Genomic DNA, 21,045 nt, shown 5'->3' with positions numbered 1-21,045 from the left:
GAACTTTCAGCTCTTTTTTTGAAAAACAGCTACGTAAAAACCATCACTTCTTAAATCCTGTGGAAAGATTTGAAGCATCCCTTCCTGAGTCTGCGTTTTTATATTCTTTATAACGTCTGGAAAGGATGTTAGTTGCATATCTGGATGTTTTTCTAAGAAGATTTTCGTCGTGCCTTCATTTTCTTCACGATCCACCGTACAAGTACTGTAGACAAGAATTCCGTGGGGCTTTAATAGCTTATACGCCTCTTCTAAAAGCTTTAATTGTATTGGTTTAAGAGAATCAAAATCCTTCTCACTTTTTGTGTATTTGATATCCGGCTTACGCTTGACTACGCCAAGACCACTGCAAGGAGCATCCACTAGAATACGATCAAAGGATTCCGCCGGAAATATTTCGGACGCCTTTCGAGCATCCATTTCCATTGTTTCGATAAAGCTAAAGCCTAAGCGGTCTGCATTTTCTCGAACGAGCTTCAGCTTATGCTGATGGATATCCATCGCGACGAGCTTGCCTGTGTTTTTCATTTTCTCCGCGATATGCGTTGTTTTTCCTCCCGGAGCAGAGCACATATCCAGCACCGTCATCCCAGGCTCCGCCTGCAGTGCATAGGCAGGAATCATCGAGCTTTCGTCTTGAATGGTGACAAAGCCCTTTTGGAAGGCAGTCGTTTTTGCTGCTTGTCCGTTGAATAAATAAATACACTCAGGTATATGTTCGCTCCTTGCCACCACATATCCTTCTTGGGTCAATAAATGAAGTACTTGGTCGACAGTGCGCTTGAACAGATTTACACGCAAGGTCGTCACAGGTGGCTCATTATTTTCCTTCAGCATTTTCTCCGATTCTTCAAAGCCATATTCAGAGATAAATCTATTGACCATCCAAAGCGGATGACTTGTCTCAATAGATAATCGCTCCACCTTATCCGTGATTTCTTCTGTCGAACGTACTCCTTCTCTTAATATAGAGCGAAGAATTCCATTGACCATAGAAGCAATCCCTTTGTGACCGCGTCTTTTCGAAATCTCTACAGCCTCGTTTACAGCTGCATGATCTGGAATCCTAGATAGATAGTGGATTTGATATAAAGAAAGACGTAAAAGCTGTCTAACCCAGTCGTCTAATTTTCCCTTTATAAATGGCTCCAAATAATAATCTAGCGTCATCTTATGCTGAATTGTCCCGTACGTTAGCTCTGTCAGAAGCGCGCGGTCCTTTGGATCGATTTGATACTTTTCGATGGTTTGATGAAGTAAAAGGTTGCTGTATGCCTGCTGCTTCTCAACAGCCATGAGGATGGACAATGCTGCGTCGCGGACGTTCCCATTCCAAATTTTCTCTGATTTTTTTGTCATTCAAATTTATCTCCTAATTGCAATTTCCCTCCGACACCACGTAAATAGTCGGTAGAGGTCATTTTCTTTTTCCCTGCAGGTTGCAGTTCTAAAACCCGAACTGCTTCATTCGTTCCTGCTTGCACGACAAAATAATCCTTTTCAATTTTCACAACCGCACCCGGCTCTTGAGAAGCTTGCATCTTCTCTACATCCGCTCTCCAAATCTTCACTGTTTGTCCATCTAATGTTGTATATGCAACAGGCCACGGATGAAGACCACGGATTTGGTTATGAATTTCTAAAGCAGACTTATGCCAATCGATTCTTTCCTGCTCTCTGGAGATGTTTCTAGCGAAGGTAACCTTCGATTCATCTTGTTTTATTCGCTCATTCGTTCCATTTACGATAGAAGGCAATGTGTCTTTTAAAAGCTCTTTCCCAACCTCACTCAGCTTTTCAAAAAGGAGGCCTGTGTCATCGTGATGACCGATTGGAATTTCTCGCTGAGAGATAATATCTCCTGCATCCAGCTTTTCTTCCATATACATGATAGTAACGCCTGTTTTATCTTGCCCATCCATAATCGCTTGGTGAATCGGCGCGCCACCTCTGTATGCTGGCAAAAGAGATGCGTGTACATTAATGCAGCCCAGTCGCGGTGCATCCAGAATCACCTTTGGAAGAATCTGCCCGAAAGCAGCGGTTACGATTAAATCCGGCTGTAAATCTAGCACCTGCTGTAATTCTTCAGAGCCCTTTAGCTTTTCTGGCTGAAGCACTGGTAAACCAAGCTTTACTGCCTCTTCCTTCACTGGTGGAGGAGTCAGCACCTTCTTCCTACCAACTGGACGATCCGGCTGCGTGACTACTGCTAGCACATCATAGCCCTCTTCAACCAGCATCCTTAAAATAGGAGCGGAGAATGCAGGCGTTCCCATAAATACAATCGATGTCATAGCTCTTCCTCCTCTCCCTCAACCTCTAACTCTTCTAAATCCACATATCGAATGACCTTTGATGTAAATAAAACACCGTGCAAATGATCTATTTCGTGTAGAATCGCTCTTGCTTCGTAATCCTCAGCCTCTAGCTCATATAAAGAGCCGTCTCTGTCTTGTGCCTCAATCTTGACATAGAACGGTCTTTCAACCTCGCCATAAATATCTGGGAAGCTAAGACAGCCTTCTACCTCAATTTCAGATCCTCCAACCGCTACTACTACCGGGTTGATCATTTCAATGACCTCTTGCCCTTCCCCGAGGTCAACGATTGCGACTTGAATTGTTTCGCCTACTTGTGGAGCAGCGATTCCAATCCCATCGGAAGCGACCATCGTATCGTACATATCGTCTAAAAGGTTAGCAAGGCTTTCATCAAACGCTGTAACCTCTCTACATTTCTGTGTTAATAAGTCATTTGGATGGGTGATAATTGGTCGTATTGCCATGTGTTACATTCCTCTTTTCCAACAGCTTATAAAATAGTGGATGGATCCAAATCAACGGATAGGGTAATCCCTTTTTTCATCCATTCCGTACGGTATATCTTAATTAATTGCTGTAATTTTTCTATTAATAATGGTTCTTTTTTGTATTTTATCAAACATTGATAGCGATATCTATTCTGTATCCGGCTAATCGCACTTGCTGTTGGACCAATCACGATAGTCCCTGGCGACAGGTTTTCTTTTAGCCAATCAGTAGCAAGCTTGGCATGCTCAGCTGCTGCCAATACATTCTCATGCGTTACTTGTACCAACGTCACATAATAAAATGGCGGATATTCATATTGCTTACGCATCATCATTTCATTTTTATAAAATGGCTCGTAAAGCTGGTTCTTCGAAAATTCGATGGCATAATGCTCCGGGGTATAAGTTTGAATAAATACGACTCCCTCTTTCTGATGTCTGCCCGCTCGACCACTTACCTGTGTCATTAGCTGAAAGGTTTTTTCAGACGCTCGGAAATCAGCTAAATGAAGCGTCGTATCTGCGTTTAATACGCCAACCAAGGTGATGTTAGGGAAGTCCAGACCCTTTGCAATCATCTGAGTCCCTAGGAGAATGTCTGCTCCACCGTCTCCGAATTCCTTTAATATGCGCTCATGCGATCCTTTCGTTCTAGTTGTATCTACATCCATTCGAAGAACTCTTGCCTGCGGAAATAATTTGGTGATTTCCTCTTCTACCTTTTGAGTCCCGGTGCCAAAGAAGCGTATATGTTCACTTCCACACTCTGGACATTGATGAGGAACCGGCTCCTCGTGCCCACAATAGTGACATTTCAGATGCTCTCCTTCTCTATGATAGGTGAGCGAGATATCACAATTATTGCATTCCACCACAGTACCGCAATCTCGACATAGGACAAAAGAGGAGAATCCTCTTTTATTTAAGAAAAGAACGATTTGCTCTTTCTTCTCTAATTTGTCACGTATTGCATCTGCAAGGGGCACACTGAACATAGAACGGTTACCGCCTTTTAGCTCGGCGCGCATGTCCACGACATTCACGGTAGGTAGCGCTTGATCCTTTGCGCGCTTGTGAAGAGATAGAAGTGTATAGACTCCCTTAGAGGCTCTTGCGAATGACTCAAGGGAAGGAGTTGCGCTCCCTAATATAACGGGACAATGATGATACTCTCCTCGCCAAATGGCCACATCTCTCGCATGATAGCGTGGAGTATCCTCTTGCTTGTAGGAGGATTCATGCTCTTCATCGAGAATAATGACACCTAAATTGGTGAAAGGAGCAAAGATAGCGGAGCGTGCGCCTACCACTACCTTCACCTCGCCTCTCCGAATTTTTCGCCACTCATCAAACTTTTCCCCGATGGATAAACCACTATGCATTACAGCAACCTGGTCTCCAAAACGAAGCTTAAAGCGACGAGTCATTTGAGGAGTGAGCGATATTTCCGGTACGAGCATAATAGCTTGCTTACCTTCGGAGATAGCTCTCTCGATGGCATGTAAATAAATCTCTGTTTTCCCACTGCCCGTTATTCCGTGCAGCAAAAAAGTAGTCGGCTGATGCTGTTCTTGTGCTTGCGTTATGTGGGACAACGCAATAGCCTGCTCTTCATTCAGCTCCACTCGTTTATCTTGGTCCTGGTAATCAAGCGAAGCAATCTCACGGTAAACCTCTTCCTTCGCTTTTATTAAAATACCCTTTTCAATTAACGATTTGACCGTTGCATTGCTTACAAGCGTAGCCTCCACCATTTCCTGCATGGTAAAGGACTTATCCTGCTCTTGCGCCAATAACCATTCTATTAGCTCTCGTTGCTTTTTTGCCTGCTTTGTCAGGCTATCTAGCTGTTCTTTAACAAACGCTTCGTTGTCTACTAAATGGTAGGTGGTCACAGTTTTTGCCTTCGCTTGCTGCTTAATCACATTTTCTAGCTCCAAGGAGCCATCGGTTAAATGCTTTTTCATCTGAGGCAGCAAGCCAGCTTTTTCAAATGCTTCATATGGAAGCTTCTCTCGTTTTCCAAACAGCTCCAGTAGCTCTTGATCGACTTTGTCAGGCTCGACCATTTTGATAAATTTCTTATAGGATGCCCTTAAAGCAGCAGGAAGCATTACCTGTAAAGCATCTATTTCATAGCAAAGTGTCTTTTTCGTCATCCATTTCGATAAAGCTAAAAGCTCGTCCGTAATGACAGGTTCTACGTCGATAATTGATTGAACTTCCTTGAGCTTCGATTGATCTATGTCGGTATTGCGTTTAACTTCGGTAATAAAACCTTGCACTCTGCGATTTCCGAATGGCACATGCACTCGGCTTCCTTTTTCCACAAGGTCTTCCAAGTGTGCAGGAACATAATAATCGAAGGGGCGGTCAATAGGATATGCAGCAACGTCTACAATTACCCCTACAATCATGGACGATCATCTTTCTCTAATTGCAGAATGGTTTCAAACAGCTGAAGCGCAAGCTCCTTTTTCGAGGCGTGCGGAAAATGAATCTTCACATTGCCCTTGCCAACTAATGTGACCGAATTTGTTTCCGTACCAAAGCCGGAGCCTTCCTCCGTCACATCGTTCGCAACAATATAATCTGCATTTTTCTTTTCTAGCTTACCCTTTGCATAATGCACGACATCATTCGTTTCTGCAGCAAAGCCAATTAGCAGCTGATGCTTCTTTCTTTTACCAAGCTCGGAAAGAATATCGCTTGTCCGCTCTAAAATAATAGAAGCATCTCCATCCTTTTTCTTCATCTTTTGCGAATGGACTTCCTTTGGACGATAGTCTGCAACTGCAGCCGTTTTCACGACGATGGAGGCAGTATCATAGTGAGAAAGGACCGCTTGAAGCATTTCCTCTGCACTTTCAATAGAGATAACTTGTACATTTGCTGGGGGTTGTATATTTACTGGTCCAGAAATCAAAACAGTCTCCGCTCCTAAAGCTGCAGCGGCCTCGGCCATTGCGTAGCCCATTTTCCCGCTGGAGAAATTGGTCAAGTAACGTACCGGGTCAATTCTCTCTCTTGTTGGACCGGCAGTTACGACAACCTTTTTCCCCTTTAACGGAAGCTCCTTTGGTTGAAAATATGCTTCTACCAGCTTCACGATATTTTCTGGCTCCTCTAATCTTCCTTTCCCAACATAGCCACATGCCAAAAAGCCTTCAGAGGGCTCAATAAAGGAATAGCCGTCCTTTGAAAGCTGTTGTATATTTCGAATGACAGCTGGATGGTCATACATATGCACGTTCATTGCAGGTGCAATCCAAACATCAGCAGTAGTCGCAAGAAGTGTGGTAGTCACCATATTATCTGCAATGCCATTCGCAAGCTTTCCAATCACATTCGCTGTCGCTGGTGCCACAATGACTAAGTCGGCCCAATCCGCTAAATCTATATGGGCGATTACACTGGAGTCCTTTTCATCGAATGTATCAAAATAGACATCATTGCGAGACATCGCTTGAAACGTAAGAGGCTGTACAAATTGCTTTGCCGATTCCGTCATGATTACTTTCACGTTTGCCCCAGCCTGCGTTAATTTACTAACAAGCGCGACTGCCTTATATACGGCAATCCCACCTGTAACACAAACCAATATATTTTTGGATGCCAACATCTCTAATCCCCTCTCTAAACAATAACCTCCCAAAGAACGAATCATTCCTTGGGAGGTGTCTGCTGTGCCCTTATTATACTTCGTCTTCGTATACCGCTTTTTCGTCTGCAGTTACGATTGTCAGTTCTCCTGCGGCTACTTCCTCCAACGCTTTTCCAACCTGTTTAGCTGAAACGTATTTGTGCAAGCGCTCGCCACCTTGTTCTTGTAGCTGTCTTGCTCTTTTGGAAGCAACACTTACTAAAGAATACTTGGAATCAATCTTATTTTTTAAAGAATCTACTGATGGATATAACATTTATACTTCTCCCTCCAACATGGCTAAATATCTTTTTTCTACTCGCTCTCTGCGACAATGCTCCGCAGCGACAATCGCATTTATTTTCGAGCATGCCTTGGAAACCTCATCGTTTTCCACTACATAATCGTATAAGTGCATCATTTCTAATTCTTGTCTAGCTGCTTGGATTCGCGAGTTAATCACATCTTCCGTTTCCGTACCTCTACCAATTAGCCTCTGCTCTAGTTCACTTAGGCTTGGAGGTGCAAGGAAAATAAAAAGAGCGTCTGGTGCTTTTTCTCGAACAAGCGCCGCTCCCTGTACTTCGATTTCCAAGAACACATCTCGTCCTGACTCTAGCGTTTCATTGACATAGTCAATCGGCGTTCCATAATAATTGCCTACATAGGAAGCGTATTCTAGAAGCTTTCCTTGTTCGATTAGCTCTTCAAATTCTTCTTTCTTTTTAAAGAAGTAATCTACTCCGTCAATTTCTCCCTCTCTAGGAAGTCTTGTCGTCATGGAAATGGAATATTCATAATTTGTTTCAGGCTCTGAAAACAGTTCTTTTCGTACTGTTCCTTTCCCAACTCCTGATGGACCAGATAAAACGATTAATATACCTTTTTCTCTCCGCATAACTTCTCCTTCAACTACATCTTATCTCCGTCTGCTATTTTGAATACATACTTTAGTGATTATAACACATTTCCTGTTTAAAATGATAAGATAAAAAGAAAAGCGACATGGTGGATAGAAAATATATTTTTAGGAACCTTTTTAATTTTGAAAGCTGAGCTGAACTACTTAATATATGTTTCATTCTAACAAATGAACTTTTTTTAGTGTGAGCGCTTTAGGCGGACGCTTTCCGTGAGGCCGACAGGATGTTGGTCAGGAAAACGTTGTCACACGATGTGACGTTCTTAGTTTTCCATCCTAAGAGATGCCAGCACCGAACGCTAGCGCGTGCCGTTGTGCTGTCTCATCTGTTTCACTCATACCACTGGAGTCGCCGCCTGTCGCTGCTTTACTAATCAAGATAGTTGTATGATTTATGGAAACACTTTAATGTTAAAAGCTAAGCAGGGTCGTTTCTTCAATAATTGAGACAACTTATTTATGTTTATAATAGACAGCTTCCCCTTCATTTTAAGGGAAAACCTACTACTTTAATTATAATTAGTCGCATAGGATGTTTCTATTCTTATGCTTGGATAAAGGACTACTAAATACGTTTTGAAAGAGGATTAATCATGGCTTTTGATGGATTATTTACTATATCAATGACAACTGAATTACAAAGAATTGTGACTGGGCGAATTTCGAAGATACATCAGCCAAATGCACAAGAGATACTTATGCAAATACGAGCGCAAGGACAGAATTATAAGCTCTTGTTTTCGGTTCACCCTTCCTATTCTAGAATGCAACTAACAGAAGAATCGATTGATAACCCAGCGTCTCCCCCAATGTTCTGCATGATGCTGCGCAAACATTTAGAGGGTGGTATTATAACCGCTGTGAGACAGCACGAGGCTGACAGAATTATTATTTTAGAAGTTCTGAGCAAGAATGAAATCGGTGATGATATCACTCGCGAGATTCATATGGAAATCATGGGACGACATAGTAACCTAATACTAGTTGATCCAAGTAGAAACTTAATTCTAGAAAGCATTAAGCACCTGCCTCCTTCCATGAACAGCTACCGAACTATCATGCCAGGTCAGCAATACATTGCTCCACCTGCCCAGGATAAGCTCCATCCGCTGGAGTTTTCGGATAGTCTGAAGGACGTACTGGAAAGTGTGGAAGAACCTAAGGAGATTGTGGAAAAAATCGCCGGCTTCTCTCCTCTTCATGCGAAGGAGCTGCTACATCGTTTCTCTACCGGATCCGCTCGAATGGAAATCTATCAAGCTTATATGAAAGAGTTCCAGACTGGTGGCACCGCTAAGCAGCTAGTAGAATGGAACGGAAAGCAATTTTATTCACCGAATGAGCTTACCCATTTAGAAGGTGAAAAATTTAATGAGCCATCTTTAGGTAGCTTGCTTGACCGTGTGTACTTTGCAAAGGCTGAGCGTGACCGCGTGAAGCAGCAAGCTGGCGACTTAGAGCGTTGGCTACAGAACGAATTAAACAAGCTTAAGCTGAAAATGAAAAAGCTGCAAAAGGATTTAGAGCAAGCCGAAAAGCTAGATACTTTCCAGTTATACGGCGAGCTGCTGATGGCAAATGCCTATGCAATCGAAAAAGGCTTAAGCGAAGTTGAGCTTGTTAACTACTATGATGAAGACCAGAAAACAGTGAAAATACCTCTAGACAATCGAAAAACTGCCACACAAAATGCACAGAGCTATTACAACCGGTATACAAAGGCAAAAACTGCCTTGCTTAAAATAGAGCAGCAAATGAACATTACAAAAGAGGATATTAATTATTTTGAGCTGTTGCATCAGCAGGTAATGCAAGCCTCCCCAACAGATATAGAGGAAATACGTGAGGAGCTAATGGAACAAGGCCTCTTAAAATCTCGCGCCTCCAAGAAAAAGAAAAAACCCGTAAAACCGATGCCCGAAAAGTACATTGCATCAGATGGCACAGAGATCTCTGTAGGGAAAAACAACAAGCAAAATGATTATGTAACCTTTAAGCTTGCGAAAAAAACAGACACCTGGCTGCACACGAAGGACATCCCTGGGTCTCATGTCGTGATTCATTCAGACAACCCTTCGGAAACAGCCCTTCTGGAAGCCGCTAACCTAGCAGCATACTTTAGTAAAGCAAGAGGATCCTCCTCCGTGCCAGTAGACTATACGGTCATCAAGCAAGTGAAAAAGCCAAATGGTTCGAAGCCCGGCTTCGTTATCTACTTTGACCAAAACACCATCTTTGTCACACCTGACGAAGAATTAATTCGAAAAATGAAGAAATAATTGGTGATGCAGTCTCCTTTGGGAGACTGCATTTTTTGGTTGAGTGGGGTTACCACTAGTGGCTCCTACTATTTTTTGGCTTTCTCTCGGTTGGGCTCGATTTACTCTCGTTTGATGGGATTTTATTCTCGGATAGACCAAATTTACTCTTAGAAGAAGATAGCTCACTTTCTATCAAATAGGCTTTCTCTCGGTTGGGCGCCATTTACTCTCGCTTGGCCTGAATTTACTCTCGCAAAAAGGCACTCGCATATTTGTAACTTTTTCCCACTCCACTCAGTCTTATAAAATAAACTAGGAGGAAATTATATGCGATACCCTCTTCCCCTACTTCTACTTTGCTGCTTTTGTTTTATTTTCCCCATTAAAACCTATGCAACAGATTGGGCCTACCCCTTTGTTGTTTGGAAAGGAAACATGTATGTTGTGGAGGATGAGGAGATAACAGAGGTAGAAAAAAGAATAGGCAGGGTAACTGTATATTCGGATTATTACTCATCCGGAGGGAACTTCTCGAATGCTTATGAGAGAGGAACTAAATATTTCTCCATCCCAGGAGTCAGCACAAAGGAAGCAATTGCAGTAGAAACTAAAAAGGGAATATATCGAAAAGCCGTATTTAATGGGAAATATGAAGGAAATGATAGTAGCTATATCTCCAACCTAATATTAAAAGTTGGCGGTGGGGTGCTAGTAATCGTACTAGGCTATAACTTTTACCGAGCCAATCGTCGGACAAAATAATCCTGAAGTTTTTTCCAATTATTTCATTTTATACAGTAAAATAGATCGTAGGGGGTGAAACAATGAAAATACTGTTCAGGGTTTGTTTATTAATTGCTGTAAGTTTACTCATCACGGCTTGCAATGATAAGCATCTAGAATTTTCATTAGAGAAATTAGATACAGAAATCGCCTACTGGTCTTCTGAAAAATTTCAAGGGAGAGAAGCCGGCACACCAGGAAATAAGGAAGCAAGAGAGGAAATAGCAAGGAAGTTTAAAGAAATTGGCTTGGAGCCATTACAGGAAAATGATTACCTCGTGCCATTTGACTTCTTTTATAAAGGAGTGAAGAAAGCAGATTTAATCGTGCACCTTAAAAACGGAGAGACAAAGGAATTTGAATACGGAACGGAATGGTCCAATAGAGTTTCACAAGAAATCGATATAGAGCTTCCTCTCCATTTTTATGAAAAAGGACAAGATATTACCCAGGAAATAAGTAAGGGCAGCATCATTGTCACGGAGGAAACAATAATAGAAGATGTCAGAGCACAGCTTATTAAGACTGACAATATATTTAAAACGGTCAATCATTTTTCAAGTCCAGACGCAACTACGTTTGAGATAACAGAACCAGTGTATGACTACCTAACCGAGAATAAAGAGGCTATCGAAAAAGTACATCTGGCTTGGTATAACGAAATGTTCAATCCTATGACCGAATATAATGTTGCCGGAAAAATTAAAGGTAGCGGAAATAAGCAGGCTATTGTCATTTCTGCTCACTTTGACCATGTTGGGATGTCAGGAAAAACACTGTTCCCTGGCAGCTTAGATAACGCCACTGGTTTAACGGGGATGATCAATCTTGCAGAACTTCTAAAAGAGGATTCAAAAAATACAACATATGCTTCTGACATTCTCTTCGTGGGATTCAATGCAGAGGAAAATGGTCTAATTGGAAGTCAGCGCTTTGTTGAATATCTCCAAAATGAATATGACACGATTGCAAACATTAATTTGGACTGCATCGGTGCGAAGGATGGAGGCTCAATATCCCTTGTCGGAGAGACATCAGGTAGCGGTAATCTAAATGAATTGCTATCCAAGATAGCCGAAAGCCAAAAAATTAGTACTCTCAGTGCAATAGAAGAATATTCAGGACTTAATAGCGATCACAAATCCTTTTTATTATCTGGCTATCAAGCAATAAATATATCTCAAGAAAAATTCGAGCATATTCACACTCCAAAAGATACTCCAGAAAACACAGATAGTAAGCCATTGAAGCAAGCCATCGAGCTAGTTCAAGCGTTTGTGAATAAGCATCACGATACAATCTTTGAAATGCCTGTGACAGACAACAATTTAAATGATGATTTCGATGAGAGTAAATATAAGAAAAATATGAACTTTGGAGAGTATATGAAAGCGGAAGGTCACATGATATTTATGTTAGAGAGAGCTGCTACCGAAGAGGAGTTTATGGAGATGCAAAAAGTCTTCACTAATGCAGACTATCAACTTACAAATATGGAGGTTTATGCTTCTCCGTCAGATTACGAGCTTTATAATTCATTAAGCACGATTACCGAAGAAGGAGTGGTAGGTAAATTAAAAACAGATGACTATGAATTTGCTTCTATGAATCTATCCTTACAGAAGGATACACGTGAGTATAATTTAACTATCTTTTTAAAAGGAAAAATTGAAATTGCGGAGGTTGCAGAAAAAATAGGAACTTGGGAGCTGCAGGCAGACGGCGCTCTTTACAACTTAGCCCTTTCATCCCTTACAGTCGAAGATGAACCTCGTTTTATCTTCCTTCATAGCAGTAGTATAGGGACAAATCAAATACATGAATCTTTTACGAAGGACGAGTTCACAGCTTTTATTAACAGCTTCGACCAAGAACAGGCAGTAAGATTTTTACTCAAACTTAATGAGACAAAAAACAAAGAGTAAGTCTTCTTCACTTAAAATTAACTGAATAATTTGATAAGATGGTTGTATAACTATTCAGGAGGCGAAGAACATGACGTTTAAGACGACTGATTTATGCGATACCTACTCAAGTGAGATCCAGGTGATCGGCTCCGAGTTTCGTTCTTTTGGTAAGAAACAAAGCTTTTTTGGACCAATCAGCACGGTGAAGGTGTTTGAGGATAATGTTTTAGTAGAAGAAGCGCTTAGCTCAATCCCTGCTGGAAATGTGTTAGTGGTGGATGGTGGAGAATCACAGAAATGCGCCTTACTTGGAGATCGACTCGGCGAGATAGGAGCGAGCCGAAATCTTGCAGGCATTATAGTTAATGGCTGTGTTCGAGATACAGTTGATTTAGCGAAGCTAGATATCGGAATTCTAGCATTGGGTAGCAATCCATTAAAAAGCAAGAAAAAGAGAGTCGGAGAGCGAGATATCCCCTTATATTTCTCGGGAGTAAATTGGACACCAGGTAATTATGTTTACGTGGACGAAGATGGACTTGTCCTTGCAAAACGTAACTTATTAGAGGAAGAATGACGTGGAGAAATACCTTAGCATTTTTCTTTTATTGTTATTCTCGGGAGCCATATTGGTTTCCATCCCCTTCTTGTTCTTTAATAGCCTAGAAATCTATCAAAAATGGATGGTAGGATTTGCTTTTGTAATATTCACCGGGGTATGCATCATCATTACTCAATTATTTTATATAATACAAAAGAGAAATTAGTAATATTGCTTTTACTTTCAAGCAACCGCCTTGCGGTTGCTTTTTAGAACTATTTTTGCTACAATCATCGCTGTTTTTGCTACAATGAGCTCCATTTTTGCTACAATCAACCTCATTTTTGCTACAATCAATTCTCAGGATGCTTTTTAGAACTATTTTTGCTACAATCATCGCTATTTTTGCTACAATCATCGCTATTTTTGCTACAATGACCTCTATTTCTGCTACAATCAACCTCAGTTTTGCTACAATCCATTCCCAAGTCCCCTACCTATTAAAAGGACACTGCACAATTCACACAAAAAAAGAAGAGCTCACCATTAGCTCCTCCTACAGCCTCGCATATCGCTCGTATACATCCCGTAACGTTTCACAGCCTAGCTCTCTCGCTCTCTCTACGTACATTCCCCACAGCTTTGCAGTCATTTTGGCATCTCCTAAGGCATGGTGGCGCTCGACTATCGGCATTTGATTATGTAAGCACCACTCATCTAACGTAGTGAGCGACAAATTCGGTTCCACCGTTTTGAATAAAAAGGCAGTATCCACAATCCTATGCTTGAAGGGGGTTTTAAACATTGTCATGCTTGCGTGCTGCATAAAGGCTCTTTCATGTATAGCATGATGGGCTACTAGGGTTGCATCCTCTTTAAATTCCATGAACTTGATGAAGACGTCCGAAAACAAGGGAGCACTTGCAACCATCTCTGTAGTGATTCCGGTTAACCGCTCAATTTCCACAGGCACCTGTTCATCATAGCGGGCAAGGGAATAGAAGGTTTCTTCCAATACCTCAGAGCCTTGCATCTTGATTGCTCCAAGAGAAAGAATCCCATCGCCTTTTTCAGGATGGAAGCCAGTTGTTTCGATATCAAAGACTACCACCTTCAACCGCTTAAGCGGAACGGTGAGAGCGTCCTCTTGATGAATTTCCTTTTGAAGATTCCGCAGGAAAGCAATTTGTTGTGCATTTTGGATACCTCCGATTCCTGCGCCAGTCTTCCTTCTCTGAACACTTCTTAGTATATGGAAAAATGATTCAAACCCCATCTGCAACACCCTTTTTCAACATAGCAATTACTTCATCGTGTAATTTCTTCCCATCCCTCAAAATGCGCTTCATAACCTTCTTCTCATCTCGTGTCAGCTTTTCTACGTTTACATAATGGGTGTCCTCATATGAGCCTCCCCGAAAAAGAGACATCCGAAAAGCTAGCATATCACTGAAATTTTTCTCTGCATTTTGAAGCAGCCGTTCATATCCTCCAATGGACATACATTTATTTATCCTAGAGAGCGTAGAGGTTTCATACACACCCTCCTTCAAGCTTAGGAGCCGCACCGCGTTTACATAAGGAAGAAACGCTGCATACTTCAAGTTCACACAGCCTTGGTGCTCCCCATACTGCTCTACTAGAATTTGTCCAAGCGGCCCGATACCACTCTTCACATGCATCACATTGTCTACGAACCTTTTAAGCAAGTATAGATGCTCTTTTTGATAATAAAATAGGAACGTTTTTAAGTTGTGAATAAAGCCAGCTGACCCGCAAAGTGCTCTTGCATCTAGAAAGATTTGCAGGTAGCGAATGGATTCAAAACTGCCATCCTCCATCCAAAATCTCAGCTGCTCCTTCCATTCAGACTGCGACTTGCACCATAATGGATTGGAGCTCATCACTTTTCCAGTGCAGTACGGATAGCCAAGCTGGTCTAGACCAAAAGAAACCTCTTCTCCAAGACGCCGAAAATATTCCCGTGTTTGTTCATCCTCGTTTTCATAAACCATCCCATGGTCTTGATCACTAATAAAGCCCTGCTCGAATCTTCCGCCACTTCCTGTGATGAACCAAACATAGGAGCATGGCGGCTCCCCCACCTTCTCCTGAGCAAGCTTCATCACCTCTCCCATCACTTCATCATGAAATCGATTCAGAGAGATGACGTCTCGCTTGTCGTAAATATTTCTTTCCTTCCACTCTTTTATTTCCCCGTACGATTTCACATGATCCTCCCTTTATACAAAAAGCCTCTTACAAGAAGAGGCTTTTTCTGTAGTATTATGATTTTGAAGGAGCTTCCTCTAAAATCATTTGTTCTGGATATCCGTATCCACCATGCTCGCTCATATCTAGACCCATGATTTCTTCTTCCTCTGAAACTCGGATACCGCCCATTACTTTTTTCATTATAAAAAGGATAACATAGGATACAGCAAACGCGAAAGCTCCACAAGCTACAACACCCATTAACTGTACTAGCAGCTGATCAAATCCACCACCATATAGTAAACCTGCTTTTCCCGTCGTTGCTAATTCTGGTGTCGCAAAGAATCCAGTTGATAAAGTTCCCCAAACCCCGGCAGCACCGTGAACGGATAAAGCAAAGATAGGGTCATCAATTTTTCTTTTCTCGAAGAATCTAGCACTATAGAATACTAGTACGCCGGCAACTAAGCCGATTACTACAGAAGCCCACGTTTCAACGAAAGCACAGGATGCCGTAATTGCAACAAGCCCTGCTAACGCTCCGTTTAAGATCGTTGGGATATCGGATTTCCCTAATGCAACCCACGAGATAAATGTTGCAGCAACCGCTCCTGCTCCAGCAGCCAGCATTGTGTTTAATGCAACGAAACCAAAGAACGCACCTTCTACAGAAATAGTACTACCTGCGTTAAATCCGAACCAACCAACCCATAGGATCAAAACTCCTAAAGCAGTGTACACTTGGTTATGACCAGCGAGATTATTAGCAGAGCCGTCTTTATTATATTTCCCGATACGAGGCTTTAAGATTAATGTTGCCGCTAATGCTGCCATCGCTCCAGTTAAATGCACTACCGTAGAACCAGCAAAGTCCTGCTTGCCGTGTTCACTTAACCAGCCGCCGCCCCAAACCCAGTGTGCGATAACCGGATACACAGCAATTCCAAATAAAACCGTAAATACTACATAAGCGGATAGCTTTGCACGTTCAGCAAATCCTCCTAATGCAATGGTAATCGCAATACCAGCGAATGCTAATTGGAAAACAAAGAATACAGGAGTTGCCAAGGAGTCTCCATCAGCAATCGCTCCGGAATAAAAGAAATCAGTCATTCCTACAAAAAAGTTTGCATTACCTCCGAAGATAAAGGCATAGCCCACTGCCCAAAAAACTAAAGCAGCCAAGCCAAAGGTGAAAATTGTCTTACCAGCAACATGGCCAGCATTTTTCATTCTTGTTGAACCAGCTTCTAAAAGTATAAATCCACCAATCATAAAAATAACTAAAATTGCAGCAACCATGGTCCACATACTGTCCATTAAATAATTTACATCCATCCTGTATTCCTCCCTTTTTCTTGTATGTTATGTTTCATCTCTCAATGATGTTAGGAAATGTAACATAAGTTATATTTTTATTTTACACACCATTAAAAATAAGTCAACAGTATTTTCTGAATTTTTCTCCTATTGTGTCAGGATACATTACACGAACTTTATTATCCCTAGCTATTTTGACATACAAAAAGCCGATGAAAAGGGATAAACCCCTTCCTTCGACTCAGTTTTCCTACTATTTATTTCAACAGCCCGTCAATCCACCCTTGGACAAGCAAACCTTCTTCAAAGCTAACAGCTAACGCCTTTCTTCCCCTAACCGTGTCACAACAAGCTTGTATGAGGCTCGTCACGTCACCACTAACCTCTAGCCTCTTCTCCTCCATGTCCATTTCACTAACCCAGAGCTCAGACCAGTTCCGCAAGACCATCGCTTTTTCCGTTCCAAGCACCCTAAACTCCAGCTTCTCTTCTTGCCCAATACCCGACAAGCCATTCAAGAATAGCGGAATACCGCTACTAGTCCTCCCAATCGCCATCACACCTGTTTCACAGAGCGATTCATCCATCGGATACTCAGTAGAATGAGAAACAATGTCCAGTTCCCCGAACAAATGATACGCTAGCTGCAAATAATGTGGGAAAACCTCTCGTATGAAGCCCCCCTGCTCCCGAGAGCCTATCCAAGGATTTCGTTGCCACTTTCTAGGCCAATGCGGAAAGTATGTATGCAGCTCTACCCGAACGATGTTTCCAAGCTCCTTTTGTTCAACCGCTCGTTTCAATTCATGGACAACCGGACTATACATCAAAGGAAAATGCATGGCAGTTTGCACACCTGCTTCCTTAGATACCCTTACCATCCGTTCCCCTGATGAATAATCATGCGCCAAAGGCTTTTCTGAAAGTATACGAATTCCTCTCTCGGCAATCATTTCTGCCAAAGGAGCATGACTAACAGGCGGAGTACCGATATAAACCCAGTCTGGTTTGGCGTCCAACAGCTCCTCGACTGTTCCTGCCATCTCCAAGCCATACTTTGTGGAGATTTCTTTTAATCTGCTTTTATTCTCATCATAAACGGCCGTTATCTCCGCTTCCGAGTTCTTTAGGATTTGATTAATAATCCTCTCCCCGACAACCCCTGTTCCAATGAGCCCAAATTTAATTTCCTTCATTTAGATCTCCTTTTCTTATGTATAACAGCATTAATCCAACCACCAACTACCTCAGATATTTTCTCCGGCTCATCCCATGTCAGCATATGTCCCGCCCATTCGATCCGAACAATATCAACGTCCGCAACACTCTTTATAAAACGGGTTGCTTTTCTCCGCGCATCCTCCATTTCTGCCGGTAACGATGCAGAAACTAAAAGAACCGGAACCTCTACGAAAGGATAAACCTCTGTAAAAGGCTCTTGAAAAAATGCCTTCACGATCGCTAAAGCGGTATGCTTCGTAGCTACCAGGCGATATACCCCATCTTCCTCCCGGTATATCTGCCGAACATATCCCTCTTTCGAAGCATCCCATTTATGGGTATATCCCTTGTACTCCTCTAGCACTTGCCCCCAGCTAGTCGAAGCTGTTTCATCTATATACCGATCCCACATGGATAACGCCCGCTCCAACGTCAAATCTGACTGAAACGAAGGAAATGTAAAAGCACATAAATTACCCCCAAGACCTTCTCAGGAAAGTCCTTTGCGTAATGAAGCGCCAGATCCGCACCCCAAGAGTGGCCAAGCAGATAAAATGAACCCTTCACATCTTTTAGAATCGTCTGATACCAACTAGACAAACGAGAGAACAAATAGTCTGATTCTTCCTTGAATGCAGGCGTCTGACCATGCCCAGGACTATCAAAAACAAGCAAGTGAAAATCTTGCTCAAGCATCATGTGATTTCCGAATATGTATAACGACCACTACCACCTAGTCCATGAAAACAAACGATAGTAGGGTTAGATTCATCACCAAATTCCTCCATATAGACTTTCACCAACAACCCCTCCTCTATTTTTCAGTATATCAAAACGAATATTTTAATAATATTTATTTTTAAATCTTTCGACAATTAAAAACGTTTTTGAGAATAGGGGCGAAACAGAAAACAAAAAAGCCATGAACGCTCGGCTCATGACTTTTACAAACATACTTTCAAATTAAAAAAGCACCTACCATACGGTAGATGCTCTTTTCGGAAATGATCGCAATGGCTAACCAACCACAGTTACAATTGCTTTGCTATTTCCGTATCTAAACAATAACATAAAATTATCATATAGACTGTGACTATTTTCGTAAAGAAAAATATACCAATAAAATTATCTGAATTTTCAAGAGTATTTATTACTATTTTTTATTATAACTCCAAAAATCAACATTTATTCACCAACTCATATGGAAGAATTTTTCAAAATTCATGAAACCTACTCCATATATCCTCGTAAACTAGAAAGCTGATGTATCTGCAAATCCTACATAACAATTTGATAAGAAATCTTTAATGATAAAAGTTAAAGGGGTGTTTATGTGAATAAAAAAATCGTCATTCTGTTGATTTCCTTATTTATTCTCGTTGCATGCAATCAACAGACAACCAATACGTTAAAGACAGAGACCAAAATTGAAACGGCGAAGGAAACAGACCAGGTTCGGTACGCAACACTAGTGGAAGAGAAAAACAGTGACATTCCGCAAACCCCGGTCGCTATCTCCTCATACGGAGAGGAAATGGGACTAACAATAAACCAGCCAGCCTTTGCACATTTCGCGGCGAATGGGAGTATCGATCTTCACGGTACAATGGTAAACAGTGATTATGTTTCGCCATATATTTGGGTTGTCGTGCAGTCTAGTAAACAAGAGCCTGCGGGCAATCAAATGGAATACTTTGTTCCCATAAAGAACGGAGAATTTCAGGAAACTATTCACTTTTTTAACGGAGAAGGAACATACGAAATCGAATTGATGCTTCCGAGTACGGATCAAGAAAACTACTTCTATGACGCCGCTTCTTTTAAAGTAGAAAATGTAAACCCAGAAATCCAAAGAGACATTGCGATCAATCCTTTCGGTCTTCAGATTGGCTTAACCTTTTCCACAGATGAAGGGTATGTAAGGAGAGATGGAATTTACCAGTTAGAAGGGCAAATTGATCATTTTTCCGATGTCTCCCTGCTCATGATTCGCTTAAATAAAGAAGGAGCTAGCTGGAATACAGTAATCCCAGTAAAGGATGGACAATTCTCATATGAGGTCCCGCTTTATTACGGAGAAGGAATTCATACGCTCGAAGTAATGGTGCCTGATGAAACAAAAGAAAATTATTACCAAACCGCCACAACTATACTAATTGATAATCTTTCCCCTGAAATAAAAGAGCCTGTTGAGTATTCTACTGTTTACACAGAGCGCGGAATCAACCTCCTTTCTCCCTTATATGGAGGAGAGGAAGCAGAATTTACTTATTCCATAGCTGGGACGATTGATAATTCAGCGGCATTTGCACAAGACACGACACATCTTTATGTGGAAACGAAAAAGGGAGAGGACAGAGCTTTAGAGGTTATTCCTGTTAAAGATTATAAATTTGACGATTCCTTTCACCTGCGCTTCGGTGCGGGTACCTATCAAGTAACGATTCATGTTCCGATTATCACATACGAAAAAAGCAATTACTATCAATTTCATGAAGTTGCTAGATTTGAAGTAGAATCTGTTGGCACGGTGGATAAAAGAAATTTATTACCTTCGAGAGGGATTCAATCAACTGCTCCAGAAATAATAGATTTATCAAATAGCCTTACGAAAAGCAAAGAATCGGACCTCGACAAGGCCAAGGCTATCTATGATTACGTTGCAAAAAATGTTTCCTATGATGTAGAAAAATTAAATACAAACGACTTCCAATGGGATGATAGTGCATTGAAGACATTAGATTTAAAAACTGGGGTTTGTCAGGACTATGCGTACCTAACAATTGCACTCTTACGGGCAAGTGGAATAGAAGCAAGGTTAATTGAGGGCTTTGCACCTGAGCGGCACGCTTGGGTAGAAGCATTGGTAGATGGCAGTTGGATTACAATGGATCCAACTTGGGGTGCCGGATACGTGCAAAATAAACACTTCACAGCTAGCTATACCGACAAATACTTTGACCCGAATAAAGCAGATTTTGAAAAAACACACACTAGAACCGCCATTACCTATTGAGAAATAGGGTCACTGTTAGAAGAATATCTAAGCGGAAGATATAAAATTAAAGAGGCTAGGACAGAAGTGAATTCTTAAATGAAAAAGAATAGTACAAAACATTTTTTTATGATTTGTTACACATTCTTTATACAAGATTCTTATCAAGATTTATTTATTAGAAGTTAGCATTGATGGTTCGGAACAGCGTCGGTGACTCCTGCGGGAACAGCAAATATATTTGCGACGAAAGCAGAGCGACAGGAGCACCGAGGGAGTTAAGGAAGGAAAACTAAAAGCGTCACATCGTGTGACAACGTTTTCCTGACCAACATCCTGTTGGCCTCCGCGGAAAGCATCCGACGCAGTGAAGAACCACACAATTTAAAAGTAAGAAAGCACTTATGATTTTCATAAAAAATATAA

The 21,045-nt window shown here is 41.5% G+C and carries 19 protein-coding genes; 5 read left to right on the top strand and 14 right to left on the bottom strand.

Annotated elements, in window-relative coordinates; translation table 11 throughout:
• Positions 1–6: 6 nt before the first annotated feature.
• The 7 genes from rsmB to gmk all read right to left on the bottom strand — a co-directional run bounded on the left by rsmB (position 7) and on the right by gmk (position 7,353).
• On the bottom strand, positions 7–1,359 hold the full coding sequence (rsmB, locus tag AC1VU3_RS00420) for a 16S rRNA (cytosine(967)-C(5))-methyltransferase RsmB (protein ID WP_480388188.1): 1,353 nt from the start codon (positions 1,357–1,359) through the stop codon (positions 7–9).
• A complete protein-coding gene (gene fmt / locus AC1VU3_RS00415) occupies positions 1,356–2,297 on the bottom strand; it encodes a methionyl-tRNA formyltransferase (RefSeq protein ID WP_480388187.1) in 942 nt (313 codons plus the stop codon). Before fmt ends, rsmB begins: the two co-directional genes overlap by 4 nt.
• Positions 2,294–2,788 (bottom strand): peptide deformylase, encoded by a 495-nt coding sequence (gene def / locus AC1VU3_RS00410; protein WP_482982440.1) that lies wholly within the window; start codon positions 2,786–2,788, stop codon positions 2,294–2,296. Before def ends, fmt begins: the two co-directional genes overlap by 4 nt.
• 26 nt (positions 2,789–2,814) lie before the next feature.
• Positions 2,815–5,229: a primosomal protein N' gene (gene priA, locus AC1VU3_RS00405; protein ID WP_480388185.1), complete on the bottom strand. Its 2,415-nt coding sequence runs from the start codon at positions 5,227–5,229 to the stop codon at positions 2,815–2,817.
• The gene (coaBC, locus tag AC1VU3_RS00400; protein WP_480388184.1) at positions 5,226–6,434 is read right to left on the bottom strand and encodes a bifunctional phosphopantothenoylcysteine decarboxylase/phosphopantothenate--cysteine ligase CoaBC; all 1,209 of its coding nucleotides are present in this window, start codon (positions 6,432–6,434) and stop codon (positions 5,226–5,228) included. The genes priA and coaBC overlap by 4 nt, the downstream gene beginning before the upstream one ends.
• Positions 6,435–6,507: 73 nt before the next feature.
• On the bottom strand, positions 6,508–6,732 hold the full coding sequence (gene rpoZ, locus AC1VU3_RS00395) for a DNA-directed RNA polymerase subunit omega (RefSeq protein WP_480388183.1): 225 nt from the start codon (positions 6,730–6,732) through the stop codon (positions 6,508–6,510).
• Positions 6,733–7,353, bottom strand: coding sequence for a guanylate kinase (gmk, locus tag AC1VU3_RS00390; protein ID WP_480388182.1), 621 nt, complete (start codon positions 7,351–7,353; stop codon positions 6,733–6,735).
• 617 nt (positions 7,354–7,970) lie between these two features.
• On the opposite strand from gmk, the gene AC1VU3_RS00385 reads away from it, so the two are divergent.
• From AC1VU3_RS00385 to rraA, 4 genes are all read left to right on the top strand, one after another.
• Positions 7,971–9,656 carry an Rqc2 family fibronectin-binding protein gene (locus tag AC1VU3_RS00385; RefSeq protein WP_482982439.1) on the top strand — a complete coding sequence of 562 codons (1,686 nt, stop codon included), beginning with the start codon at positions 7,971–7,973 and terminating at the stop codon, positions 9,654–9,656.
• 309 nt (positions 9,657–9,965) lie between these two features.
• Positions 9,966–10,400, top strand: coding sequence for a hypothetical protein (locus AC1VU3_RS00380; protein ID WP_480388180.1), 435 nt, complete (start codon positions 9,966–9,968; stop codon positions 10,398–10,400).
• Positions 10,401–10,462: 62 nt separating this feature from the next.
• Positions 10,463–12,346: a M28 family metallopeptidase gene (locus AC1VU3_RS00375; protein ID WP_480388179.1), complete on the top strand. Its 1,884-nt coding sequence runs from the start codon at positions 10,463–10,465 to the stop codon at positions 12,344–12,346.
• A gap of 70 nt (positions 12,347–12,416) precedes the next feature.
• Positions 12,417–12,905 carry a ribonuclease E activity regulator RraA gene (rraA, locus tag AC1VU3_RS00370; RefSeq protein WP_480388178.1) on the top strand — a complete coding sequence of 163 codons (489 nt, stop codon included), beginning with the start codon at positions 12,417–12,419 and terminating at the stop codon, positions 12,903–12,905.
• 160 nt (positions 12,906–13,065) lie between these two features.
• Here the strand turns inward: rraA and AC1VU3_RS00365 are convergent, their stop codons facing one another.
• The 7 genes from AC1VU3_RS00365 to AC1VU3_RS00335 form a co-directional block, all read right to left on the bottom strand.
• On the bottom strand, positions 13,066–13,329 hold the full coding sequence (locus AC1VU3_RS00365) for a hypothetical protein (protein WP_482982438.1): 264 nt from the start codon (positions 13,327–13,329) through the stop codon (positions 13,066–13,068).
• A 96-nt stretch (positions 13,330–13,425) separates the two neighbouring features.
• Positions 13,426–14,145 (bottom strand): exonuclease domain-containing protein, encoded by a 720-nt coding sequence (locus AC1VU3_RS00360; RefSeq protein ID WP_482982437.1) that lies wholly within the window; start codon positions 14,143–14,145, stop codon positions 13,426–13,428.
• The gene (locus AC1VU3_RS00355; RefSeq protein WP_482982436.1) at positions 14,135–15,100 is read right to left on the bottom strand and encodes a DUF294 nucleotidyltransferase-like domain-containing protein; all 966 of its coding nucleotides are present in this window, start codon (positions 15,098–15,100) and stop codon (positions 14,135–14,137) included. The genes AC1VU3_RS00360 and AC1VU3_RS00355 overlap by 11 nt, the downstream gene beginning before the upstream one ends.
• A gap of 55 nt (positions 15,101–15,155) precedes the next feature.
• Entirely contained in the window at positions 15,156–16,421 is a 1,266-nt protein-coding gene (locus tag AC1VU3_RS00350; protein WP_482982435.1) for an ammonium transporter, read from the bottom strand.
• 239 nt (positions 16,422–16,660) lie between these two features.
• Complete coding sequence (locus tag AC1VU3_RS00345) at positions 16,661–17,599, bottom strand: Gfo/Idh/MocA family protein (protein ID WP_482982434.1); 939 nt, start codon at positions 17,597–17,599, stop codon at positions 16,661–16,663.
• Positions 17,596–18,036, bottom strand: coding sequence for an alpha/beta fold hydrolase (locus AC1VU3_RS00340; RefSeq protein ID WP_482982433.1), 441 nt, complete (start codon positions 18,034–18,036; stop codon positions 17,596–17,598). Before AC1VU3_RS00340 ends, AC1VU3_RS00345 begins: the two co-directional genes overlap by 4 nt.
• 20 nt (positions 18,037–18,056) lie before the next feature.
• On the bottom strand, positions 18,057–18,320 hold the full coding sequence (locus AC1VU3_RS00335) for an alpha/beta fold hydrolase (protein WP_482982432.1): 264 nt from the start codon (positions 18,318–18,320) through the stop codon (positions 18,057–18,059).
• Positions 18,321–18,957: 637 nt separating this feature from the next.
• On the opposite strand from AC1VU3_RS00335, the gene AC1VU3_RS00330 reads away from it, so the two are divergent.
• Positions 18,958–20,640, top strand: coding sequence for a transglutaminase domain-containing protein (locus tag AC1VU3_RS00330; protein ID WP_482982431.1), 1,683 nt, complete (start codon positions 18,958–18,960; stop codon positions 20,638–20,640).
• Positions 20,641–21,045 lie beyond the last annotated feature (405 nt).

The sequence above is a fragment of the Psychrobacillus sp. Z16_25 genome (assembly GCF_056856695.1).
This window is presented reverse-complemented; position numbering and strand designations above follow the sequence as displayed.